Raw genomic sequence first — 22,253 nt, 5'->3', positions numbered from 1 at the left:
AAATTCACCGCGAGAGGCGAGGCTAGCGAGCCCTTGCTTCAGATCGGCTTCACGACGCGGGGTGAGCCGGTTCGCCGCCACACCCCACCGTCCGCCAGGTCACCATTCGTGATCCTGGACGGCACCCGCACCCCGATCGACCGGCTGTACTACTCAGGCAAGCACCACCGGCATTGCGTCAACATCTAATTCCTCACCGACCCGCACGGGCGGCTCATCTGGGCATCACCCGCCCCGCCCGGCTCCACACATGATCTGACCGCCGCCCGCGCCCACGGCATCATCGACGCACTCACCCAGCGAGCGATCGCCTGCTACGCCGACAAGGCCTACGTCGGAGCCCGGCGGCGCGATCGGCACCCCGTACAAACGCAGAAAGCGCCGCAAGCTCGGCGAACGCAAGAAGCTGTTCAACCGGCACCACGTCCACGTCCGCGCCCTGGGCGAGCAAGGCGCTTTACTCCGTTTCCAGCTCCCGCCCGTCGAACCGCCGGCTCGACCTGGGAGCGACCTGGTCGGTGCACCCGGCTGCTGCTGCTCGACGAGCCGGCCGGGTCCGGGAGCGCCGACCAGTCGTAGGGACTCGGCTGGCGATCTCGTGGTTCCGTCCGGATGGTTCGGGCCGACGTCTGGACTGCGGATGCCCCCTGGAGTTCTTGGGGGTGCGCCGAGCAATCCTCACACCTGCTGCTCAATTGCGGGCCTCGGTGCCGATGTGCTGCCTGTCCAACTATCTGTTTGCTGGCCCGTGGCCTAATGTCCGGCCAGCTCAGCTACGACCGGAGCGAGCGTGTCGGCACGTCGCCGCCGAAGACGAAGTAGGAGAAGCCGATCTCCTCCCGTCGTCGCTGGATCTCCTCGGCGGCCGCCGCGGGGTCATCCGGAAGTACCGCCAGTGAGTCCGCCGCGTGAAGTGCAGCAGGATCGGTGTCGGGGGACGCCATGAACGGCGCGACGGTGTCGCCGATCACCGCCACGTGCTGCGCGAGTTCGACGTCTCGGATGGCGCGGAAGTCGCGTACCACCCGTGTGATTTCGCCCCGGTCCTCTCCCGGCATCAGTGCGAAGGCGACCGTGTCTGCGAGGTCGGCCGCCATTGCCTGGGCCTTCGGCCCGCGCACGGCCATCACCACCGGCGTGTGCACGTCGGGGCCGTCGAGATCTCGCAGCGCCGTCACGGTCTGACGCACCTGGGCCAGCCGCTCGCTCGGTGGTACGACGGGCAGTCCCAGTTCGCGGAGTTCGTCTTCGATGCCGGGCCTGCCGGTGCCGATGCCCATTTCGAAGCGACCGTCGGTGAGCACCGATAGCGAGTGCGCTTCCCACGCGGTGCTCCAAGCCGGGCGCAGCGGGGAGGCATACACCCAAGTGCCCACCCGCAGGTCGGCAAGGGTGGCCGCGACGGCCAGCGTGGGGGCAGGCGCCGGCTGCCATTGCGGGACGTCGGGCATCAGCAGCGTGGAGTAGCCGCTGTCGGCGATACGGCGCACCCGGTCTCGCCACGTCGGCAGGTCTGTTCTGAGCGGGGCAACGACCCCGAATCGGAAGGGTCTGGTTCCGCCAGTTGCCGTCGAATCGGTCATCGTTCCTGTCCTCGTCAGTAGTGGTAAGGATGGGTTCCGGTCCTGCTATGTCACGTGCCTCGGTCGGTTGGATACTGCGGGCGCCCGGCCGGGCCATAGACCTGGATCGTTACGCCCTTCGAGTCGACTCGCGAGTCGACCAGGTCAAGCGCGATTGCTCCCCAGGAGCGGGCGGACAGCTCGTAGGTCTGCCGGCCGAACAGGAACGCGTCGGCACGTTGGTAGGTCTGGGTGATCAACGCCCTGCTCTCGTTGTCACCCGCCCCCCATGGCCCAGACGCCGCCCCCGAACCCGTTTCCGCGGTCCTCATCCGTCGCGCCGCCGTTTCCCCGCAACTCGGTGGCCAACTCGTCCAGGAGACGGTCGACTCCGTACTCTCGACCATGGCCAGGGTGGTCCTGTCCTGCCCGGTGCGCCGTTGTTGCGCACCACCACCCACGCGCGCTGCAGCACGTCTCTGCGGCAGACCTTGTCGAACAGCGCGTGGAACCTCCGCCCAGGATCGGCCTTGGCCGCCCGGTAAAGCACATGCTGCAAGGCACGGACCCGATCACGCGAAGCAGCGGCCCTTCCCTCACCACCGGTTGTGTTGTCCGGTCGGCTCAAGCAGTACTACGGCCGCCTCCGACGCCCACCCGGCACCCGCTCACTTCCCGAGGTCATCGGTTATAGAGCGCGACGCTCCGGTGACACATTGCCGCAGGTCACGGGCCAGGGAGGGCCTCCCCAGTTCCCGCCGCCACTATCGGTGCGTTCCGCGCCCCATACACCGGGGAGTCCCTGACGGCTGCGCTTCCAGGCTCTTCAACGCGTCCACGGCCTTCGCCCCCGAAGCCATCGAGGGTCGAAGGTGTAGCGGTCATAATGCCTTCCTTGTGATGGCCGTTGCCGGTCGGATCCGCCGTTCGTTAGACACTCTCTCCCACTAGGTGGGCGCGGAGTCGATGGCGCTCTGGAGTCGTCGAGCGTGGGAGCGCAACTCCAGGGGGAGACCCTTGACGAGCAGGGGGGTCAGCCTCTGGCGCGCTTCATCGTTTCGCCCGAGCTCGACCAGCAACATCACCCGGTTCAGTTCCAGGATTGGGCTGCTCTCCCCGTTGGCTGCGGCGTGCTCAATGTCGGCCAAGGCGTCATCGAGCCGATGAGCCAAGTGCAAGACGGTTGAGCGCTCCATTCGCAATGGGACGGAATCGGGGTGCTGGTCAAGAGCGCGGTCGAGGACTCGCAGCGCTCGGGAGGCGTCGTCACGACCCGCTGCTATGCGTGCCCGGAACACGACCAACCGCTCGTCCGACGTCATGTCCGACTCGCTCTGATCGAGGACGTGCTCGGCCTCATCGAGCATCCCGGAGTCGATCAAAACCTCAGCCAACAGCACGAGAGCCTCTTCGTCCGCGGGGTCCATGTCGTAGGCGATTCGGAGATCGTCGATCGCGCCGTTCAGATCACCCTCCTCGCGGCGCAGGAGTGCTCTGTTCTGGTAGGCCTCGGGGCCGGTGATGCAATGCTTAATGGCGACATTCAAGTCGTCGAGCGATTCAGGTGTCCGTCCTGCCGCATGCAATGCGATCGCTCTGTCAACGCGGTATTCCGCGGTATACGAGTCCTTCGCAATGACGTAATTGAGGTCGTCGATCGCTCGGTCGACCTGTCCCAATTTCATGTGCAGTGTCGACCGGTTGTCGTGGACGACAACGTCATGTTGCAACTCATCGAGCGTGCCGAACTGGGTACGAAGGAGCTCGAGGTCTTGGTCGAGGAGGGCGATACCGCCAGCGAGGTCACCGCGATGCATCTCGACCAGTGCCCGAGCATTCAACAGGAAACCCTGACAATGGCATCGCAGGTGGGGGTCCTCGATGTCGGCGGCCACCGCCTCAGCCTGGTCCAGCGCGGCAGAGACCTTGGTGAGACTCCGCTCTTCAGGTGGCGCATACCTCGTGTAGACCATGGCCGTGACGTAGTGCGCAGTCACATGCAGAGCGGGATCGCTGCGATCCTTGAGAGCGGCATCGAATACGGACATTGCCTCGTAGGGCTGCTCGGTCTGGAGGAACGCCATACCGTATGCGTTCAGTGCGGCGTGGTAGTCAGTGTCGCTCTCATCTGGTGAGGACCTGAGGGCGAAGAACTGGCGACCATATCTCAAGGCGGCCTCATAGTGGCCCAGGCCGGCCGCATCGATCAAGAGTTGACGGAGGTAAGGCCGGGCGGCTTCGGGTGAGCTGCCCCGCAGGAGATGGAACACCAGCGCATCGCGGTGGCGCGGTTCGGTATGGACATCGGTGAGCTCTCCGGCCTTGGCATCGTGCCACGACCGGTGGTCCGCCGCGCCGGCCAGGTCGGGCATCCCGACCATCTCGGCCGTCTGCACGTCGGGATAGAGGCTCGGCGCATGGCCGTCGCTGGGTCGACGAGCGATCCGGGGACCGGCAGAAGAGCGGTCGAACCGCCGGTCGAGTGCCTCCAACAGTTCACGATCGGTCCCGTCCGCCGACTCCGCATGGCAGACTTCGATCGACAGGTCCGACAGAACATCGTTCGCCGCGACGAGCTTGGCCAGCTCGTAGCAAACGAGCCTCACGTGGCTTTGACCGTAGAACCTGGTGCGGTAACGCGGATTGACCGTCAGGCTCAGAGGCAAGGTCGACACGCCATCCATGTCCGTTGGGGGCGCGCCGATGAAGGCGCGAACGATGTGCTCCTTGATGCTGATCGGTCCGCCTGAACGGGCCGCATCCGTGAGCGCCAGCAATCGTCGCCCGAAGGTGAACGGCCCGTCCAAGTCGTGACCGGCGCACACACGAATTCTGTCTCTCATTGTGATCACCGGTCCCTGCGGTCAGAAGATGTAGCCGAACCTCAGCGACGTCATCCGACGCATCCGGTTGCTACTCACGCTCGTTCGCAGCACTGATGTTCACCTCCCTTCGACACACCGCTGCCAGGTATGAGGGATCGCGACCTCACCCGACAGGGAGCCAACGCCAAGCAACCATAATCAGCCCCGGCTTCACATCGACTTCATCGCGACGGAATAGTCGACCCGGCCCGACATGTTCGGTTTTGCCGACTCCGCGAGGAAGTTCCCCGCAGACGCGAGCACGTAGAAGGCCTCCGCGCAGGGTCCACGTTCCGCATAGTCGAGCTCCTGATCGTCATGCGGTCAGCAACTGCTGCGCGGCGAGTTCACGGTAGAGCGGGTTAGCTCCGATGAGTTCGCCGTGCGTCCCGATGCCGGCAACTCCACCATGGTCGAGGACCACAATCTGGTCGGCGTGCATCACAGTCGACAGCCGGTGCGCGACGATGACGAGGGTGCGCTGTCGAGAGACCGCCGCGATGGCGTCGCGAAGGGCCGCCTCATTCAGGGCGTCCAGATTGCTCGTGGGCTCGTCGAGCAGCAGCACCGGTGGTGCGGCGATGAGCGTGCGCGCGATGGCCAGGCGTTGACGTTCTCCGCCTGAGAGCAGGATGCCGCCCTCGCCCACCAGGGCGTCCAAGCCGAAGGGGGATCGTTCGACCAGATGGGTCAGCCGGACAGCGTCGAGCACGGCCATGACGTGATCGTCGTCCACCTCGGGCGCCGTGAGAAGTAGGTTGTCCCGGATGGTCCCAGCCAGTACTGGTGCGTCCTGCTCCACATACCCGAGGTGGGCGCGTAGTTGGTCACGTGGCTGTTTCCGGACGTCTCGACCTGCCACGAGGACAGTGCCGGAGTCGACGTCGTAGAACCGTTCCATCAGTGCCAGCGCCGTCGATTTGCCGGCGCCGGAAGGACCCACCAGTGCCGTTAGCGTCCCGTACGCCACACTGAAGTTCACGTCGCGTAGTGCGTGCGCGCCACCGGGGTAGGCGAAGTCGACACCGTCGAACTGAACCGCCGGGACGAGCGAACTCGGCTGGGGAACGGCCAAGCGGTTGTCGGTCGCCTCGGCCGGTACCTCCAGGACCTCCTCAATACGCTGCACCGCGCCGAGGCCGGTCTGCATCTCCATGTACGCAGTCAGCATCTGCGAGATGGGTGCCATCAACAGGTACAGGAAAAGCGCGAACGCCACCAGGTCGCCGACGAGCATCGCGCCGGTGGCGACGCGGAGCCCGCCCACGCCGATGATCAACAGCAGGCCGACCTGGACCGAAGTGTTCAGCATCGGCCCCAGTCGGGCGTTCAGGCGGGCCAGGCGCAATCCGGCGGTGTAAGCCCGTTCGGCATGCTCACCGATGAGGGCGGCCTCGCGGGTCTCGGCACAGCTCGCCTTGATGGTCCGGACGGCTGAGATGGCCCGATCTACCGCGGAGGTCATCTCGCCGAGGCGCTCCTGGACCTCAAGTGAGGCGTCGCGCATACGTCGCGTGGCGAAGAAGCCGGCGAACAAGCCCGCGAACGCGACCGCGGTGAATCCGAACATGACAGGGTCGAGCCACAGCATCATGCCCGAGGCGCCGATGGTGATGACGGCGCCGCCGACGAGGTCCACCATCCCCGAGGTGACCGCGGTCTGCAGCATCGCGGTGTCCGTTCCCGCCCGGGAGAGCAGGTCGCCGGTCCTGCGCCGATCGAACTCGGCGACCGGCAGCCGAAGCATGTGGTCGATCAAGTCCCGCCTGGTCGACAACACGATTCGGGCACCGGCCCGGTAGAGCAGGTACGAACGTACGCCACCGAGCACCGCACCGATCAGCATGAGGCCCACCAGCAGAACTATCAGGGGCCAGATCGGCTGGGCCGCTTGGACGGTCGTCACCACCGATCTGGTCAGCATGGGCTGAGCCAACGTGGTGGCGGCGCCGGCGAGCGACAAGCCCAGAGCGGCAGCCAGCGTGCCGAGCTGACCGCGGACATAGGGGGCCAAGGTCAAGAGCCCGGCGCGTGCGCTGGGACGGCTCATGACGGGTTTCCGAGGGGCGAGGCGTTCGGCATGGCGGCGAGCGCACGGACGGTGAGCGTCCAGAGCCGGACACTCATCTCCTCCTTCGCGGACTCGACGCCTAGCAGGCGGTTCGCCTGCATGTGGGTGCGGCTTTCCAGGATGTTTTGTTCGGTCGTGGGCAGCCGTCCATCGAGGGCCGGCGTCCGGATGCGGTCGCCGGCGGCGCGAAGCGCCGGCCGCTGTCGCGCGAGGATCTCGTGGAGGGCGGGAGCGTGCGCGCTTTCTGGCACATGAGGCGATGGACGGGCGGGAGCGAGCAGGCCGCACAGGTCAGGCCTGAGTCGGCGGAAACGCTTCTGCGCCGAATCGCGGATCGTCATGTGCATGGGGGGTGAGCACTGCCAGTGGATCGGCTCCCCAGCTCTGGCATAGGGAGAGAGCACAGTCGGCGGAGAGCTACCGATATTGGGCATGGAATGGTGTTCGGCGACCCACATTCGATGGAATCCGAGGCGTTGGGCGAGGCAGGCCAGTTCTGTGGTGGTGCGTACCGCATCAGCGACGGTACTACCCGAACTAACCGTCACCAGATCCAATATGGAAATCGGGACCGGAGCGCTGCCTCTGGCAGTACCACGGATCGGACGAATAGATCCGCGTGGAGGCACACGGCCATACGGTGGGGCAATTCCCATTTGATCTACCTCCGGTGAGGGTCGGCGAGGGGCTCGGGCCGGTCCCCCACGCCGAACCTCACCCTCATAGAGGGCTGTGCGGATAAGACAGGTGCAGTATGGCCATCCCCTGGCCTGGTCCAGGCGCGGCGTGCGCCGTCACCAGCCAGCATGATGCCTCCGTTCCTGGGCGGCTGCTTCTGGAAGCCCTGTCGACCGCGTGATTCCGTACCCGTTGTTCTGTTGGCGAGATGATGACTGTCCTCGCGAACGCGTCAGATTATCCCGGCTGGAGCGCCGATGTGGTCATAGCATGGCACCGGCCGGCTTCATAATGGCTTCAATCTCTTTAGACGGCGTTCAATGCGCGGTTCAGTCCATGGCTTTGGAGGGCGATCGTGGTGTGCGGGTCAGGTGGTGCCGCCTGTGATCTGCCGGGGGCAACCCGCGGTGGTGGCGCGGGTCGCCGCGATCGATGTGGCCAAGGCGACCGGGATGGTATGCACCCGGGTGCCGCACGACATGAGGCGGGGTCGGCGGGTGACCAAGGTCTGGGAGATCGCCGGGTCGGACTGCGCCGCGGCGATGAGGGCTCGGTACAGCGCGTACTCCCGGGAGCTGAGCAACTCGGCCACCCGGGCGACCTGGTCGGCCGGGTCCGCGACGACGTCGCCGGTGTCCACGAACTGTGAGCGTGCCCGCGGTACGGGCGTCGAGCGAGCCGCGGTACGGGCGAGGGGCGGAGCGGGCCGCGCCGCACCGCCCTTTCGTCGTTCGAAATGTTCTCGTAAGGGAAGAGAGGTGACGCATAGGACGCTGGAAGGGCGGCGTTGGCTGGGCTTTCTCCCGTTACCGCATGTCCCGGGCGAATTCTGCGAAGGTGCGGGGTCGGCGGCCCATGATGTCGGTGAAGTCGGTGGTGATGGAGTCGCCCCATCCGTCTGCGAAGGCTGCGGCGTATTCGGCGCCCATTGCTGCGAGCGTTTCGTCAAGGCCGGCCTGCCGCATCGCTTCGTATGCCTGCGCAGGTGTGAGCGAGTGATAGTTCGCACCCAGATCTGCGGCTGCATCGCGGAGAGAGATGCTGGCCGGTCCGGTCAGGGTGTAGGTCCGGCCTGCGTGGGGAGCGGGGTCGGACAGGACGTGGGCGGCGAAGTCGGCGATGTCGCGCACGTCGATCATTCCGATGCGGCCTTCGCCGGCCGCACCGTACAAGGTGCCGTCGACGACGGAGCCGATCAGGTTCTGCATGAAGGATCCGGGTTTGATGATCGTCCAGTTGAGGCCGGAATCGGCGAGTTCGGCGTCGGACAGGGCGTGGAGGCGCCCGTTGCGGGTTGGTGCGTCATAGGCGGCGCCGATGGCCGACAGCCGGACGATGTGCCGTGTCCCGGCCCGCTGGGCGGCCCACACGGCGTTCAGGCTCTGGTGGGGCGCTTGCGGGCCCATCGGGGTGAGCAGCCAGAGCACGTCCACACCCTCGAAGGCGGATGTCAGGGAAGCGGGGACATCCAGGTCGCCGACCACGGCCGGCACGCCCTCGGGGGCTTTGGCGGGGTCCCGCACGAGGGCGCGGACGTCATCAGAATCCAGGGAGTGCAGCAGGGCGCCGGACACGTTGCCGTTGGCGCCGGTGATCAAGATGGTCATGAGAGGACTTCCGTTCTTTCGGGCTGATTGGCGATTTGAGGGGGAGTCGGCTTGCCCAGCGGGGCATGCCGAAGCGAGTGGTTCAGGGCTGCTTCCTGCGCAGGGCCAGGGTCGTGTAGCCGAGCGCGGTCAGTGCCGAGACCCCGGCGAGGCCGAGGAAGGCCGGCCGCAGCCCCACGGCGTCGATGACCGGCTGGGTGAGTACGGGAGAGAAGAACTGGCCGGCGAACAGGGCGGTGGTGAGCATGCCGACGGCCCGGCCGCGGACCTCGGCGCGGGTGCCGGAGATGATCCAGTTGTTCAGGTTCGGCACGGCGAGTGCCAGCCCGACGGCGATGATCATCAGCCCGGCCACGACCGTCCGGCCGGTGTCCGCCCCGGCCAGGACGAGGAATCCGGCGACGGGGGCGGTGAAGGCGGCCGCGATGAGGGCGGGGCCGCTTGCGCGCCTGCTGAGTCGCGGGTAGAGCAGCGACGCGGGGAGCATGGTCAGCGTCATGAACGACAGGGCGATCGAGATCTGGAACGGGCCGGCGCCGAACTCCCGGGCGAACAGCCCCGGTACCTGGGTGGGGACGACGTAGAAGATCGCCTGAACCAGGAACATCGCGGCGACCGGCGCGACCATCCACAGGCCGAGCCGGTCCGTGCTCGTCGGTCCCTTGTCCGCCGCGGTGGCGGCGGGCCGCGACCGCGGCACGAAGAGCAGGGCCGGCAGCAGGACCACGGCTCCGACGAGATACATCAGGAACGCCTCCCGCCATCCGGCCGTGGCCAGTGCGCCCGCGCCGAGCATGAACAGCAGGCCGCCGCCGGTGCCCGCGGCCTGCTGGCGGCTGAGCAGCTTGCGTCGGGCGTCCTCGTCGAACAGGTCCCCGACCAGGCCGGTCATGCTGGTCATCAGCAGGGCGATGGCGGCGCCGAGCAAGAACCGGCCGACCAGGATGGAAGGCAGGTTCGGCAGCCAGGCCCCGCTGGTGCCGGCGAGGGCGAACCCGGCCAGTCCCGCCAGCAGCGCGGGTTTGCGGCCGGCGCTGTCGCTGACCCATCCGGCGAGCGGGGCCAGCAGCATGAGTGCCAGTGCGTGCGTGGACAGGACCATCCCGGTGAGCATCGACGCGTTCGGCGTGCCCGCGAACGCGTCCCGGACCTCGGGGAGGGCGGGGGCGATGGTGGCGCCGCCGAGCATGGGCAGTAGGGCGGAGGCGATGAGTGTGGCCTGAACGGCCGGTCCAGGGTTCGGCGGTCTCGTCGGCGGGCGTTTCGTCGGTGGGCGTTCGAGTGTCGTGGTCATGAGGCTCCTCCGATGATGAACGACTTTCCTCAGAGTGGCACTCAGTGGCATATGGCGTCAAGGGGCGATAGCCTTCAAAGGGCTATTGCGTCTGGGTTGATTTCGCGTTAGAGTGGCGCCATGCCAGGTCAGACCGCCGCTCCGCAGTCGCTCCGGGAGCGCAAGAAGCAGCGCACTCGCCAAGATCTCGCCGAGTCCGCCCTGCGGCTGTTCAACGAACACGGCTACGACGCCACCACGCTCGACGAGCTGGTCGAGTCCGTGCAGGTGTCCAAACGGACGTTCTTCCGGTACTTCGGTTCCAAGGAAGCGGTGGCACTGGCCGCCGAGGCCGAACTGTGGGACGCCTACCTCGACGCCGTCGACCGGCGCGCATTGGACGGTGAGACCCTGGCGACCTTGCGCGACGCGCTCGTGGAAGCCACGGGAAACCTGCCCGGCGACTGGCCCGAGCGGCTCTTCCGCACCCGAGCCCTCATGGGCCGCACACCGGAGCTGAGGGCCGCGAGCATGATGCTCGCGGCCGAGACACAGGACCGTTTGATCGCGACGCTCGCACCCCGGCTGGGCATCGACGCAAGGGACCTGCGACTGAGACTGGCCGTCGAGATCGCCCTGGGCGCCTACCGCTGTGGCGCCAAGGACTGGATCTCCGACCGCAAACGCGGGGGCAGGAAGGTGCTCGCCGACCGGATCCGGGCGGCCTTCGACGCCGTCCCCGGCGCCACCAGTTTGGCCGGCTCCACCACCTCGCCGACGGCCCGAACCTGAGCCACCTAAGACGCTGTACGGCCGCCATCCGGCTGCCATGTCCATGAGTCCGGCTGACGGAGCCCGCTCGATCATGACGTCTGAGCTCCGCGTGCGTCGCCGGGAACAACGATCCGCGATGAAGATCCGAGCACCACAGATCCCCCAAGCCCACCTCCTACGACGGTGGTCCCTGCGTCCTTCTTTGATGGACCTGGTCGACGCCCTCGGTCGCGAGGATCAGCCGATCTTCGCGGGAGCGCTACGCCTCCGCGCCCACTCCGACCGATGTCGTCACGTACTGCGCGGCGAATGCGAAGCGGATGACAACTGCGCAGCCTCCAGATAGGGGGAATGTGGTCCGGAAACGTCACTACCGACCGGGACAGTCGGCAGCCAGGAGGTCAGGTCCGAAACTGCGAAGTCCTTGAGGGGCCCGCGTGTGGCGCGCAGCGCCGTCGCGGTGCTGTCCAGGCCGGCCGCTCCGAGGGAGGCGGCGTGAGCGGCTGCGACCGTGAGCGCCAGCGGCAGCCTGGCACACAGGTCGATGATCTCCTCCACCGCAGCGGACTCGGTCGCGGCCCGGTCAGCGCCGAGCCGCGCGGCCAGCAGGGAGCGCGCCTCACCGGGGCTGAGCGGATCCAACACAAGCGGACGCGCGCCCTCGGCGGCGACCAAGCCGGAAAGATGTGTCCGGCTGGTGACGAGAACGAGGCTGCCCGTCGCGCCGGGAAGCAGAGGTCGTGCCTGCGCGGCGCTTTCTGCGTTGTCCAGGACCACCAATATGCGTCGGCCGTCCATCAGCGAGCGATACAGGTCGACTTGTTCGTCCACCTCCATGGGAATCTCCTCGACGGGGGTGCCGAGCGCCCGCAGAAATCTTTTCAGAGCCCGCCCAGAGGAAAGGCTCTTCCCCGGTCCATGGCCGTGAAGGTCCATCCATAGCTGGCCGTCCGGGAACTGGTCTGCGACACGACGGGCCCAGTGGCCGGCAAGGGCGGTCTTGCCGATGCCTGCGGTACCGGAGATCACGCTGATCCGCATCGCGGAGGCGTGGTGCTGATCCTCAAGGAGGGTGTCGAGGAATGACAGCTCCTTGCTACGACCGACGAAGGCGAACGCGCCAGGCGGAAGTTGCCTCGGCACCGGCAGAAACCCCGGAGAGGTGCCGAGAGTGGCACCAGGGCGACCGGTGAGGACGAGGGCCTGCAGAGCCTGGAGCTCCTCCCCTGGATCCAATCCGAGCTCGTCGGTTAGATTCCGCCGCACCGTGTGGTAGGCGTCCAGAGCGTCGCCGCGCCTGCCACTGGCGTGCAAAGCCGTGACCAGTTGTGCCCACAGCTTCTCCCGTAGCGGATGCTGTGCCGTCAGGGCGATCAACTCGCCGACGATCTCACCATGTTTCCTGCGGCGCAGCTCTACATCGAAACGTCGTTCCAGCGTCCACAGGTGCTCCTCGCGCAGTTGAGGCACGATCTCGCGCTGCAGCTTGTCAGAGGGCACACCGGCCAGCGGATCTCGGCGCCATTGCGCCAGCGCGGTGGCGAGCGCCTCCGCTTCTGCGTCCAGATCGCCCTCGTCGGCCGCTCGCGCAGCCACGCTCAGCCAGTTCCGGAAGCGCATCAGGTCCGTCTGCCCCGGCGCGACGCGGAGGCAGTAGCCGTCACCACAGGTAGTAATGATGTCGTCGGAGATGAGGGAATTGAGCGTCTCCCGCAGCCGGCTGACGTACAACTGGACCGCACGACGCGGGTTGGCGGGCTGCTCATGACCCCAGATCACGTCGACCAGTTCCTCTACCGGCATCGGCCGGCCCGCCTGGAGCGAGAGCGCAGCGAGAAGAGCGCGCTGTTTGGGCCCTCCCACAGGCACGTTCCGCCCGCCCACCCGCATCTCGAACGGCCCCAGTAACGCGAACTCAACGTCCGCTTCGCGGTCGACCCAACGACCGACCCGACTCAATCCATCAGGCATACAGTCGTTGTCTCCCTTCTCCGGTCGCCCCCTTCGAGATCCGTCAAGGCTCTACCGATCACCGTGATCACCGTGGTGGCGCCCCACTCGGATCCTGCCCTCTGGAGGACGTTCTCGTTGAGAGCCCAGGCTGCCAGGGGCCGTTGGAAAAGACATGGACGGAACGTGGATGGCTGCTCCCGACTGAGATGGGAGAGCGTTCCGTCCGAGGCGGCCGACAGCGGAACGCATCTTGGCTACACGACACCCCAGAAGTGACACCGCAGTATGTGAGGCGGTGACGGTCGAGCGCGCCGGCGTGCAGAGACGATCCGTAACCGATCACCATGCCTGAGCCTGCGTCCCGGGCGCTGATAACCGTCGCCAGGCGCTGCTGGCGTTGCCAACCGGCGGGGCCGGTCATTCAGTGCCGGCTGGGGCGAGGAGCAGGCCATCCCGTATCTCGCCGGCGGTTTTCGTGCTCGGTGCGACCATCTGAAGGCCGCGTCCGCACGATGGCGAATTGCGTGAACCATGGCACACGGTGCCGCGTCAAAGGCCCACTAATTAAGATGAGCTTGCAGGTCGTGGGTTGAGGCCCCCTGGGCCGCACCCACCGTCAGTCGGAGCGAGCGATCGTGGAGTTCTGGGTTCTCGGGTCACTCGACGTCACCTATCGGGGCAGGTCGCTAGTCGGCGGCACGCCACGGGACCGTACCGTCCTGGCGATCCTGCTTGCCCGCGTCAACGAAACAGTCGGCCTCGACCTGCTGATCGACGAGCTGTGGCCGGAGGGTCCGCCCGCGCAGGCGCGGGCGCTCGCCCGAGGCTATGTCTCGCGGATTCGCCGGGGCTTCCGGGACGGCCCGGCCGGGAACGTGGCAGCTCGTCGGCTGATCACGCGCAAACCCGGCTACCTCCTCCGCGTCGAGGACGGTGAGTTGGACCTGCACCGATTCGAGAAGGCGGTGGCCGACGCCCGCCGGCTCTCGCGGACGGGGGACGCCGAGCGCTGCCGGGAGCTGCTACGCCGGCTGCGCGGTCTGTGGCGGGGAGCGCCGTTCGCAGACGTCCCGCCCACCTCGACCATTCACGCCACGGCCGCCAAGCTCACCGAGGTACGCCTGGCCACCTTGGAACAGCTCTTCGACGTCATGCTGGACGCGGGGCAGGATGCCGAGATCGTCGCCGAGCTGACCGAACTCGCCGCCGAATACCCGCTCCGCGAGCGCCTCGTGGCGCAGCAGATGCTCGCCCTGCACCGCCGCGGACGCACCGCGGAGGCGCTGGACGTCTACCAGCGGGTCAAGCGGCAGCTCATCGACGAACTCGGCATCGACCCGGGCGCGGAACTCCAGCGGCGGCAGCTCGCCATCCTGCGCAACGATCCTGACGTGCGCCCGCCCCCTGCGTCGCCGGACCAGGCGCCTGACACTCCCAACGTCTCGTCCACGTCGGCCGGGGCGCCGCTTCCAGTGGTCCCGCAGCAGCTGCCGCCCGAGTCTCCTCTGTTCACCGGCCGTGCTCGCGAGCTGGCCGAGCTGGCCGAGCCGGACGCAGACGACGACGCGGCCACCCTTACGATCAAGGTCATCGACGGGATGGCCGGAGTGGGGAAGACCGCCCTGGCGATCCACACCGCGCACCGGCTCGCGCACCGTTACCCGGACGGCCAGCTCTTCCTCGACCTGCACGGATTCACCGACAGTGTGCCTCCAGTCGATCCGGCCGACGCGCTCGACCGGCTGCTACGCGGGCTCGGGGTCCCAGACGACGCCATCCCGAACCATCCCGAGGACCGGTCCGCGCTGCTCCGCACGACCCTGGCCGGGCGACGCGTCCTGATCGTGCTCGACAACGCGGCAGGCTACGACCAGGTACAGCCGCTCATGCCGGGGACACCCGGCTGCCTGGTCCTGATCACAAGCCGCCACCAACTCGCCGACCTGTACGAAGCCGCCCCGGTGTCGCTCGACGTACTACCACCGGCCGACGCGGTCGCCCTCTTCACCCGCATCGCCGAGCGGCACCGCCCGGCCGCGGCACCGTCCACTCTCGTGACGGAGATCGTCGAGCTGTGCGGGCGGCTACCCCTGGCCATCCGCATCGCCGCCGCACGCCTCCGCGCCCACCCGAACTGGTCGCTCGCAGACCTGCTCAACCGGCTCCGCGATCACCAGTTCCGGCTGGCGGAACTGCGGGCCGGGCAGCGCAGCGTCGCCACCGCGCTCGACCTGTCGTACGACCACCTCACCGTCCACCAGCAGCGCGCCTACCGGCTGCTCGGCCTCCAGTTCGGCTCCGAGATCAACGCCTCCGCAGCGGCGGCGCTCATCGACACCACCCCCGCCCAGGCCAGGACACGCCTGGAGTCCCTGCTCCACGTCCACCTGATCTCCGAGCCGGCGCCGGACTTCTACCGACTCCACGACCTCGTCCGCGCGCACGTCGTGCGCACCTGCCGTGAGCAGGAGCCGGAGGAGGAACGCCGCGCCGCCCTGGCGCGCCTCCTGGACCACTACGCCTTCACCACGACGGTCGCGATCGACCTGCTCTATCCGCAGGAGGCGCCGCACCGTCCCTTCGTCACCCCGTCGGACGACCATCCGGCGGGCCTGGCGACCCACACCGACGCCGCCGCCTGGCTCGACATGGAACTCCCCAATCTGATCGCGGCCGCGGGACACGCGTCCGCTCACGGGTGGCCGGACCACGCCATCCACCTTTCCGGAATGCTCTACCCCCACCTGAGAGTACGGGGATATCTGAGGTACGCCGAGGTCCTGCACACCCACGCCCTGCACGCCGCCCAGCAGACCGCCGACAGCGTCGGCCTGCAACGTGCCCTGGTCGGCATCGCCGACGTTCACAAACTGACCGGCCGCACGGACACAGCCGCCGAGCACTTCATCCAGGCGATCGATATCGCACACCACATCGGCGACCGCATCGGCGAGCATCACGCCCTGCGCGGGCTGGGACATGTCCTGTACCGCCAGGGCCGGCACACAGAAGCCCACGACCGGTACGGACAAGCTCACGCGATCGCCCGAGACATCGGCGACCCCATCGGCGAACTGCACACGCTCATCGGTCTCGCGGCCATCGGCCACAAGCTGGGACGTCACGACCAAGCGACCGAGCAGTTCAGCCGAGCCCTCACCATCGCCCGCGACACCGGCGACCGCATCGGCGAGATGGAGGCACTCAGCGGCCTTGCCGACATGCACCGCCTAGGCGGGCTCGATGAACAGGCCTTCGAGCAGTTCAGCCAGGCCCTCACCATCGCCCGCGACATCGGCGACCGGTTCGGTGAGATGGAGGCGCTCATCGGTCTCGGGGACATCGACCGGATGCAGCACCGGCACGAGCAGGCGGCGGCGCACTACGAACAGGTCCTCGCCATCGCCCGCGACGTGGGAAGCGACGGATACACGGTCGACGCCCTCAACGGACTGGGCCACACCTTCCGGGCGACCGGAAAACCCAAAGAGGCGCTCGCCCTCCACCGCCAAGCCCTCGACCTGGTTCAGCAGGGCAACTCTCCCGAAGCTGCACGCAGCCACCACGGACTTGCGCAAGCCGCACGGGCGCTTGGCCTCCCAGACGAGGCCCACCGTCATTTCCGCGATGCCCTGGCCATCCTCACCAACCTGGGCCTCGCCGTCCACGAGGAAATGTCCGTAACCGAGATCAACGCCCAACTGTCCGATCTCACCTCCCGCCTCGCGCCTCCCGCCGAGTGCTGAGGGCGTCTCCTGTCAGTCCCTCATGCGCCGGGTGCTGCCGCCCGGTCTGCGCAGCGGGACCCCCGCCTCCTTCAGCACGTTGTGGATGAAGCCGTACGACCGGCCGGTCTCGGCGGCCAAGTCCCGGATGGTCTCGCCGGCCGCATAGCGCGGTGCAATTCTGAAGGCGAGCCGTATGCGTTCGGTGCCGACAACGTGGGTGCCCTTCGGCATTGTTTCGGCCACGTACCTCCTGTAGCGAGGTGAAGGGGAATGCGATCCTCACACCACGAGGCTCCAATAGAGCTGAATTCAGCAGTTCTGTGAGGGAGGGTGGGCACGGGCTCGGGTCCCTGTCGGCCCGGGGCTTCCTTGCAGCGACCCAGAGGCTGCCAGGGCTCGTTGGTCGAAACGTGGACGGAACGTGGGCGCGCTCCCCCCGATCGAGCTGCGAGGTCGCCTCGTCCTCGGCAGAATGACTCAGACCGCCCTTGCCGGAGGTGAGCGTGGAATTCAGGGTGCTCGGACCGCTTGCCGTCGACCATCACGGCGCGTCGCTGCCCCTGGGATCGCCCCAAGACCGGACCGTGCTGGCCATCCTGCTGGTGCACGCCAACGACCTGGTCGGCGTGGACCGGCTCGCCGACGAGCTCTGGCCGCAGAGTCCGCCGTCGCAGGCACGGGCACTGGTGCGCGGCCATGTTTCGCGAATCCGGCGGAAGCTGCGGACCAGTGAAGCCGGGTCGGCGGCGGCCGACCGAATTGTCACCCGCAAGCCGGGTTACAGCCTGACGGTGCACGAGGATGAGCTCGATCTGCACCTGTTCGAAAAATGTGTCGCCGACGCCAGAAGCGCGCAGCGAGCCTACCGGGGCCAGGATCGTCTCGAACTGCTGCGCCGTGCGCAGCGATTCTGGCGCGGCGCCCCTTTCGCCGACGTGCCGCCTACGGACGTCATCGCCGCCACGAACGCCCGCCTCGCCGAGCTTCGACTGACCGCGCTGGAGGAGATGTACGACGCCTCTCTGGGAAGCGGGCACGAGGCCGAGATCGTCGCCGAACTGACAGAGCTTGTCGACAGTCATCCGTTTCGCGAGCATCTGGTAGCCCAACTCGTCCTCGCCCTGCATCGCAGTGGGCGGACCGCCGATGCGCTGGCCGTCTACCGACGGGTCGAGCGGCGGCTCGGCGAAGAACTCGGCATCGACCCCGGCGACCGGCTCCGGCGGCTCCACCTCGCCGTCCTGCGCAAGGACTCCGCCCTGACCCGGCCTGCTCCGCCCCATTGGGCCCTACCGGGCTCCGGTCCGGGTCCAGGTACGCCAACGGCAAGGCGAGGCTCGATCGGAACGGCATCGAGCCCGACGCCTCGTCAGCTCCCTGCGGCCTCTCCCGTGTTCACCGGCCGCGTTGGCGAGCTGGCCGAACTGACCCGCGCCCGTACCGCCGCGACAGTGGTGATCGGCTCGATCGACGGGATGGCCGGGGTCGGCAAGACCGCCCTGGCGGAGCGTTGGGGTGGCGAGGGTGCAGTGCCGGCGGTGGGACGGTTCGGTGGGCCGGACGGAGCGTCACGCCCCAGGCCACGTGTGACGAGCGTCCCCTCCGCGGCGACCGGACGAGCACTACCGCGGTGATCGGCAGCAGCGCCATCCCGGTGGCCACCGGGGAGCAGCCGGCGGCGATCTGAAGCTGCATCGGCAGCAGGAGCCGGCCCCGCGCACGCGGGGTGGTCCGTTATCTCCACCGAGTCTCCCGGCCCGCCGCAGCAAAGGCGTTCCGCGCGCGGTTGGATCAGTGAGATCGGTGCTTGCGCCCTATCGCGCCGAACTGATCAACCTCGGGGATGACGTCCGGAGTGCCCACGTTCGGCCGCCATCGTGAGCAGGACACCACCCCAGGCTCAAGCAGCTCCAAACCTTCAAAGAAGCCTTCGATCTCCGCCCCGTCGCGGAAGGTGATCGGCGGAGTGGCGTTGTTGTTCCAAAACTCCTCTGCGGCGGCCGCTCGCGCTGGGTTGGCCTGGTTGCTGGCGTGCGCGACCGCCAGATAGCTGCCCGAAGGCGCCGCGTCCATCAAGGTCCGCACAATCTCGCGGGCTTCGTCGTAGTCGGGGATGAAGTTCAGCACCCCCAGCAGCATCACAGCGATCGGCTGGGAGAAGTCCAGGGTACGGGCTGCGCTCTTCAAGATCGGGCCCGGGTCGCGCAGGTCGGCCTCGATGTAGGCGGTGGCGCCCTCGGGTGTGCTGGTCAGCAGGGCGCGGGCGTGCACCAGCACCAGTGGATCATTGTCGACGTACACGATCCGGGACTCGGGTGCGACCGCCTGCGCGACCTGGTGAGTGTTGTCGGCCGTCGGCAGACCGGTGCCGATGTCCAGGAACTGGCGCATGCCCGCCTCAGCGGCCAGGAAGCGGACCGCGCGGCCCAGGTAGGCGCGGTCGGCCCGGGCCGTCTCCACCATGTTCGGCAGGAACTCCAGAACCTGGGTGCCGACCTCACGGTCGGATTCATAGTGGTCCTTGCCACCCAACCAGAAATCCCATACCCGGGCCGTGTGGGCCACGCTGGTGTCGATCCCATGCGGAGACTCGCTGCTGTCCGCCATAGAGCCCCCTTCTCATCGTCGGCCAGGTCCTCTTGGTCCTCACAAACCTGGAACGGCCAACCTTTCCATATCCCGATTATCTGCACCACACCCGATTCGTAACATCCCGCAATCGCTGCCCGTCCGGAGACGAGGGCCAGCGCGGTGATCCCGCCCATGTGTCGATCACGAGGCGCCCTCGGCGTCCGCCGAGGGACTGCGCGATCTCGGCGACATTCCCGCTCCCCTGGACTTCGCCGGGCGGACGGATGGGCGGGGTTGTAGCGGCTTCACCGGGCATGGTGGTGCGCGCGCTGGTCCGCGTCCTCAACACCGCGCCGTGAAGATGCCGCAGGAGGTCACGCTGCGGAGATGGTCAGGACGCCGAGAAGGGAAGTGGCGATCCCGAGATGCTGTGGACGTGCCAGCCGTTCGTTGAGGAAGACCCGGGCCAGGGCCATCGTGACGATGGTGTGGAGTGAGCCGAGGACGGCGGCGATGCTCACCAGGCCGTGCGTCGAGGCGGTCGCGTAGAGGGCGTCGGCGGTGATGATGAGGACACCGATCGCCGCGACCGCGGGGAGGCCGGTCCGCGCGAGGGCGACGCGATGGCGCTTGAGGACAACGGTTGTTGCGACGGCCGTGGTGGCGGTGAGGCGGGCGGTCAGCAGGGCCCAGCCGACGTCGCTCTCGCTTGCGCCGTCCATGGTGAAGAAGAACGTGCCGAAGCCCAGGGCCGCCAGCAGCCCGTACAGGACGCTCGGCAGAGACCGCGAGGTCGCGCCCTCATCGCCACCGGATCGCCGCGAGGTGATGACGAGCCCGAGCAGCGCCAGCCCTAGTCCGCCGAGCTGGATCGTCCCGGGGGCTTCACCGGTCGCCAGGCCCGCCAGGAGCGGGACGACCGGCGCGGTCGCGGCGACGGGAGCGACGATGCTCATCTTGCCGACCGCAAGGCCGCGGTAGAGCGCGGCGACGCCGACCGTCTCCGCGAGGCCGGCGGCGGCGGCCTGGCCGAGCGCCCCCGTGTCCGGCGGGCTCGCACCGCGTACGATCACCAGGACCGTGACCAGGACCAGGGCGGTCGACTGCGAGATCAGCAGGACTGTGAGCAGCGGCGCGGAGCGGCTCTTCAACCCGCCGAGGAAGTCGGAGGCTCCCCAGCCGAGGCTCGCACCCAGCGCGAGCGCGATGGCGATCATGTCATCGGCCCGCGGTGTGATCGAGGATCGCTGGGATGACGGCGTCCCATCGGTGCCGGGGGAAGACCTCGTGGCCGGTCCCCTCCAGAGGGAGGAAGCGGGCGCCGGGGATCTCCGCGGCGAGCGCGCGGCCGCGGCCGGCCGGGAAGAACGGGTCTTCGGTGCCGTGGAACACCAGCGTCGGAGCACCGACGTGGCCGAGCCGCCCACGCCAGGGCTCGCCCGCGTCGATCATGAACGGATTGGTCAGCTGCGCGGCGATGTCGGCGGTCCGGTCCACGACGCGCTCGGCCGCCGCCCGCATGCCGTCGGTGTCGAACGGGCGGGAGCGCGCCGCGAAGGGCCGTTCGGCCTCGACGAGATAGTCGATGACCGCGGCCCGGTCGGACCAGTCGGGCTCGGCGGGCTCGTTCGCGAAGAGTTCCTGGATCTCCTGCGACATCGCCGGCAGATCGGGGTGTTGATGGCCGGGGCCGCCGGGCGTGGAGGAGGCGAGGGTGAGTGAGGCGACCCGGTCGGCGTGGTCAAGGGCCAGGAGCTGGGCGACCGCCGCACCCTGCGACATGCCGACCACGTGGGCGGCGGTAACGCCGAGCACGTCGAGCAGCGCGGCGGCGTCTGCGACCAGGTCACCGAGCCCGTACGCGGGTGATCCTGCCGGGTAGCCGGTCGAACGGCCCGCGTCCCTGCTGTCATACCGGATCACCTGCCGGCGCCCGGCCACCAGCCGACCCACGAACTCCTCGTCCCAAGCCAGCAGGGAGTGGCCCGCGCCATGGACCAGCAGGACGGCCGGATCGGCCGGGTCGCCGAACGACTCCACGCACAGTTCCACGCCGTTGGCCTTGATGATCCGCTCACCGGTCGACATCGCATACCCTCCGGATGGTTTCGTTCCATGTAACGAAGAAGATAGGGCTCAGATTCGTTACATGTAAAGAGAACCCCCGTACACTCGTCCGTATGACCCGAACGCGCCAGCCGGAGATCGCCGCGCAGGACGCCTGGCAGGCCTACCGCCGGCTCCAGTTGCTCGTGGACGCCGAGGTCGCCCGCGACCTGGAGCGTGAGTCGGGCCTGTCGCTGCCCGACTACGAAGTGCTGTCCGCCGTGGTGGCGATGTCGAGCGGCGAGCACTGCATCCGCGTTGGCCAGCTGACCGCCCGGATGGGCTGGGCCCACAGCCGCCTGTCCCGCCAACTCGGCCGGATGGAGCGCCGCGGTCTCATCGCCCGCGAGCCTTGCGAGCTCGACGGCCGCGGCGATGACGTGCTGCTCACCGATTCAGGCCGCCAGGCGCACGCGACGGCCACTCCGGCGCACCTGGCATCCGTCCAGCGCCACCTCACCAGCCTGCTGACCCCACAACAGCTCGACGCCCTCATCGGCATCGAGCAGACCCTCAGCGACCGGCGCTAGGCGTCCGATCTCGACATCACCGATCAACCACACGACCAAGCAGGCGTTCACCTCACCCCGGATCCTGGACTCCATCGCGTCCAGCGTCGAGCGGGACCGGTGGAACATCGGCCATCGGGGTGGATGGCGCGGGCGTACGACCTGCCGTTCGGCCGGGGTGAGACCGGCCCAGCCGCTGCTCGGCCGCGCCCCGGCACCCCGGGCGCGGGTGGCGTACTCGACGGCGGCGCGTTCGCGATCAGGCAGTCCGGGTCCGCGGCCTCTGCGGCTTGTGTCAGGTGCTCGGCCCGGCGGTCGAGCGTTCACCATCGCTTCCAGCGCAGGACCTGGTCGCATGGGATGCGGGGCGCGGGTTTGAAGTCGGTGCCGATGGTGTAGGCGAGCGGGATGAACGCGGCGAGCATGACCTCGTTGCAGCGGGCCTGGGCCTGTGTTTTGTCGACCCTTCAGAGGGCATTGTGCGACCGTGGGTAGTCAATTGATTGCGAAATGTCATTCAGGGGCACTGGTGTGGGGAGTGGATCCGCTTCGGATCT

Annotated in this window: 17 protein-coding genes and 1 pseudogene; 5 read left to right on the top strand and 13 right to left on the bottom strand. The window is 68.0% G+C overall.

Features of this window, described 5'->3' with window-relative positions; all coding sequences use genetic code 11:
• Nucleotides 1-204: 204 nt before the first annotated feature.
• Nucleotides 205-579 (top strand): annotated as a pseudogene (locus ACTWPP_RS02010) (hypothetical protein); the annotation flags it as partial.
• A 194-nt stretch (nucleotides 580-773) separates the two neighbouring features.
• Here the strand turns inward: ACTWPP_RS02010 and ACTWPP_RS02005 are convergent.
• The 8 genes from ACTWPP_RS02005 to ACTWPP_RS01970 form a co-directional block, all read right to left on the bottom strand.
• Nucleotides 774-1,583: an LLM class flavin-dependent oxidoreductase gene (locus tag ACTWPP_RS02005; RefSeq protein ID WP_443102291.1), complete on the bottom strand. Its 810-nt coding sequence runs from the start codon at nucleotides 1,581-1,583 to the stop codon at nucleotides 774-776.
• A 50-nt stretch (nucleotides 1,584-1,633) separates the two neighbouring features.
• Nucleotides 1,634-1,822: a hypothetical protein gene (locus ACTWPP_RS02000; RefSeq protein WP_443102290.1), complete on the bottom strand. Its 189-nt coding sequence runs from the start codon at nucleotides 1,820-1,822 to the stop codon at nucleotides 1,634-1,636.
• A 687-nt stretch (nucleotides 1,823-2,509) separates the two neighbouring features.
• The gene (locus ACTWPP_RS01995; protein WP_443102289.1) at nucleotides 2,510-4,369 is read right to left on the bottom strand and encodes a tetratricopeptide repeat protein; all 1,860 of its coding nucleotides are present in this window, start codon (nucleotides 4,367-4,369) and stop codon (nucleotides 2,510-2,512) included.
• Between the two features lie 373 nt (nucleotides 4,370-4,742).
• Complete coding sequence (locus tag ACTWPP_RS01990; protein ID WP_443102288.1) at nucleotides 4,743-6,476, bottom strand: ABC transporter ATP-binding protein; 1,734 nt, start codon at nucleotides 6,474-6,476, stop codon at nucleotides 4,743-4,745.
• Complete coding sequence (locus ACTWPP_RS01985; RefSeq protein ID WP_443102707.1) at nucleotides 6,473-7,045, bottom strand: LLM class flavin-dependent oxidoreductase; 573 nt, start codon at nucleotides 7,043-7,045, stop codon at nucleotides 6,473-6,475. Before ACTWPP_RS01985 ends, ACTWPP_RS01990 begins: the two co-directional genes overlap by 4 nt.
• Before the next feature lie 497 nt (nucleotides 7,046-7,542).
• Entirely contained in the window at nucleotides 7,543-7,815 is a 273-nt protein-coding gene (locus tag ACTWPP_RS01980) for a hypothetical protein (RefSeq protein WP_443102287.1), read from the bottom strand.
• A gap of 166 nt (nucleotides 7,816-7,981) precedes the next feature.
• Nucleotides 7,982-8,782: an NAD(P)H-binding protein gene (locus ACTWPP_RS01975; RefSeq protein WP_443102286.1), complete on the bottom strand. Its 801-nt coding sequence runs from the start codon at nucleotides 8,780-8,782 to the stop codon at nucleotides 7,982-7,984.
• An 82-nt stretch (nucleotides 8,783-8,864) separates the two neighbouring features.
• On the bottom strand, nucleotides 8,865-10,076 hold the full coding sequence (locus ACTWPP_RS01970) for an MFS transporter (RefSeq protein ID WP_443102285.1): 1,212 nt from the start codon (nucleotides 10,074-10,076) through the stop codon (nucleotides 8,865-8,867).
• A 120-nt stretch (nucleotides 10,077-10,196) separates the two neighbouring features.
• Here ACTWPP_RS01970 and ACTWPP_RS01965 point away from each other — a divergent pair, with 120 nt between their 5' ends.
• The gene (locus ACTWPP_RS01965) at nucleotides 10,197-10,847 is read left to right on the top strand and encodes a TetR family transcriptional regulator (RefSeq protein WP_443102284.1); all 651 of its coding nucleotides are present in this window, start codon (nucleotides 10,197-10,199) and stop codon (nucleotides 10,845-10,847) included.
• A 273-nt stretch (nucleotides 10,848-11,120) separates the two neighbouring features.
• On the opposite strand, the gene ACTWPP_RS01960 is transcribed toward ACTWPP_RS01965, so the two are convergent.
• Nucleotides 11,121-12,800 carry a BTAD domain-containing putative transcriptional regulator gene (locus ACTWPP_RS01960; protein WP_443102283.1) on the bottom strand — a complete coding sequence of 560 codons (1,680 nt, stop codon included), beginning with the start codon at nucleotides 12,798-12,800 and terminating at the stop codon, nucleotides 11,121-11,123.
• 617 nt (nucleotides 12,801-13,417) lie between these two features.
• Between ACTWPP_RS01960 and ACTWPP_RS01955 the strand changes: the two genes are divergently transcribed.
• Nucleotides 13,418-16,528, top strand: a complete 3,111-nt coding sequence (locus ACTWPP_RS01955) for an AfsR/SARP family transcriptional regulator (protein ID WP_443102282.1) — start codon at nucleotides 13,418-13,420, stop codon at nucleotides 16,526-16,528.
• A gap of 12 nt (nucleotides 16,529-16,540) precedes the next feature.
• On the opposite strand, the gene ACTWPP_RS01950 is transcribed toward ACTWPP_RS01955, so the two are convergent.
• Nucleotides 16,541-16,753: a helix-turn-helix domain-containing protein gene (locus ACTWPP_RS01950; RefSeq protein ID WP_443102281.1), complete on the bottom strand. Its 213-nt coding sequence runs from the start codon at nucleotides 16,751-16,753 to the stop codon at nucleotides 16,541-16,543.
• 260 nt (nucleotides 16,754-17,013) lie between these two features.
• On the opposite strand from ACTWPP_RS01950, the gene ACTWPP_RS01945 reads away from it, so the two are divergent.
• Nucleotides 17,014-18,144, top strand: coding sequence for an AfsR/SARP family transcriptional regulator (locus ACTWPP_RS01945; protein ID WP_443102280.1), 1,131 nt, complete (start codon nucleotides 17,014-17,016; stop codon nucleotides 18,142-18,144).
• A gap of 157 nt (nucleotides 18,145-18,301) precedes the next feature.
• On the opposite strand, the gene ACTWPP_RS01940 is transcribed toward ACTWPP_RS01945, so the two are convergent.
• The 3 genes from ACTWPP_RS01940 to ACTWPP_RS01930 all read right to left on the bottom strand — a co-directional run bounded on the left by ACTWPP_RS01940 (nucleotide 18,302) and on the right by ACTWPP_RS01930 (nucleotide 21,169).
• Nucleotides 18,302-19,117 (bottom strand): SAM-dependent methyltransferase, encoded by an 816-nt coding sequence (locus tag ACTWPP_RS01940; RefSeq protein ID WP_443102279.1) that lies wholly within the window; start codon nucleotides 19,115-19,117, stop codon nucleotides 18,302-18,304.
• A gap of 338 nt (nucleotides 19,118-19,455) precedes the next feature.
• Nucleotides 19,456-20,298 carry an EamA family transporter gene (locus ACTWPP_RS01935; protein ID WP_443102278.1) on the bottom strand — a complete coding sequence of 281 codons (843 nt, stop codon included), beginning with the start codon at nucleotides 20,296-20,298 and terminating at the stop codon, nucleotides 19,456-19,458.
• Nucleotide 20,299: 1 nt separating this feature from the next.
• The gene (locus ACTWPP_RS01930) at nucleotides 20,300-21,169 is read right to left on the bottom strand and encodes an alpha/beta fold hydrolase (RefSeq protein WP_443102277.1); all 870 of its coding nucleotides are present in this window, start codon (nucleotides 21,167-21,169) and stop codon (nucleotides 20,300-20,302) included.
• Nucleotides 21,170-21,261: 92 nt separating this feature from the next.
• Between ACTWPP_RS01930 and ACTWPP_RS01925 the strand changes: the two genes are divergently transcribed.
• A complete protein-coding gene (locus tag ACTWPP_RS01925; RefSeq protein ID WP_443102276.1) occupies nucleotides 21,262-21,717 on the top strand; it encodes a MarR family winged helix-turn-helix transcriptional regulator in 456 nt (151 codons plus the stop codon).
• The last annotated feature ends 536 nt before the right edge of the window (nucleotides 21,718-22,253 follow it).

It is taken from the genome of Actinomadura sp. 3N407 (assembly GCF_052245875.1).
In the GTDB taxonomy this organism is placed as follows: Bacteria; Actinomycetota; Actinomycetes; order Streptosporangiales; family Streptosporangiaceae; genus Spirillospora.
The sequence above is the reverse complement of the archived record's forward strand: the minus strand, read 5'-3'. Positions and strand labels throughout refer to the sequence as shown.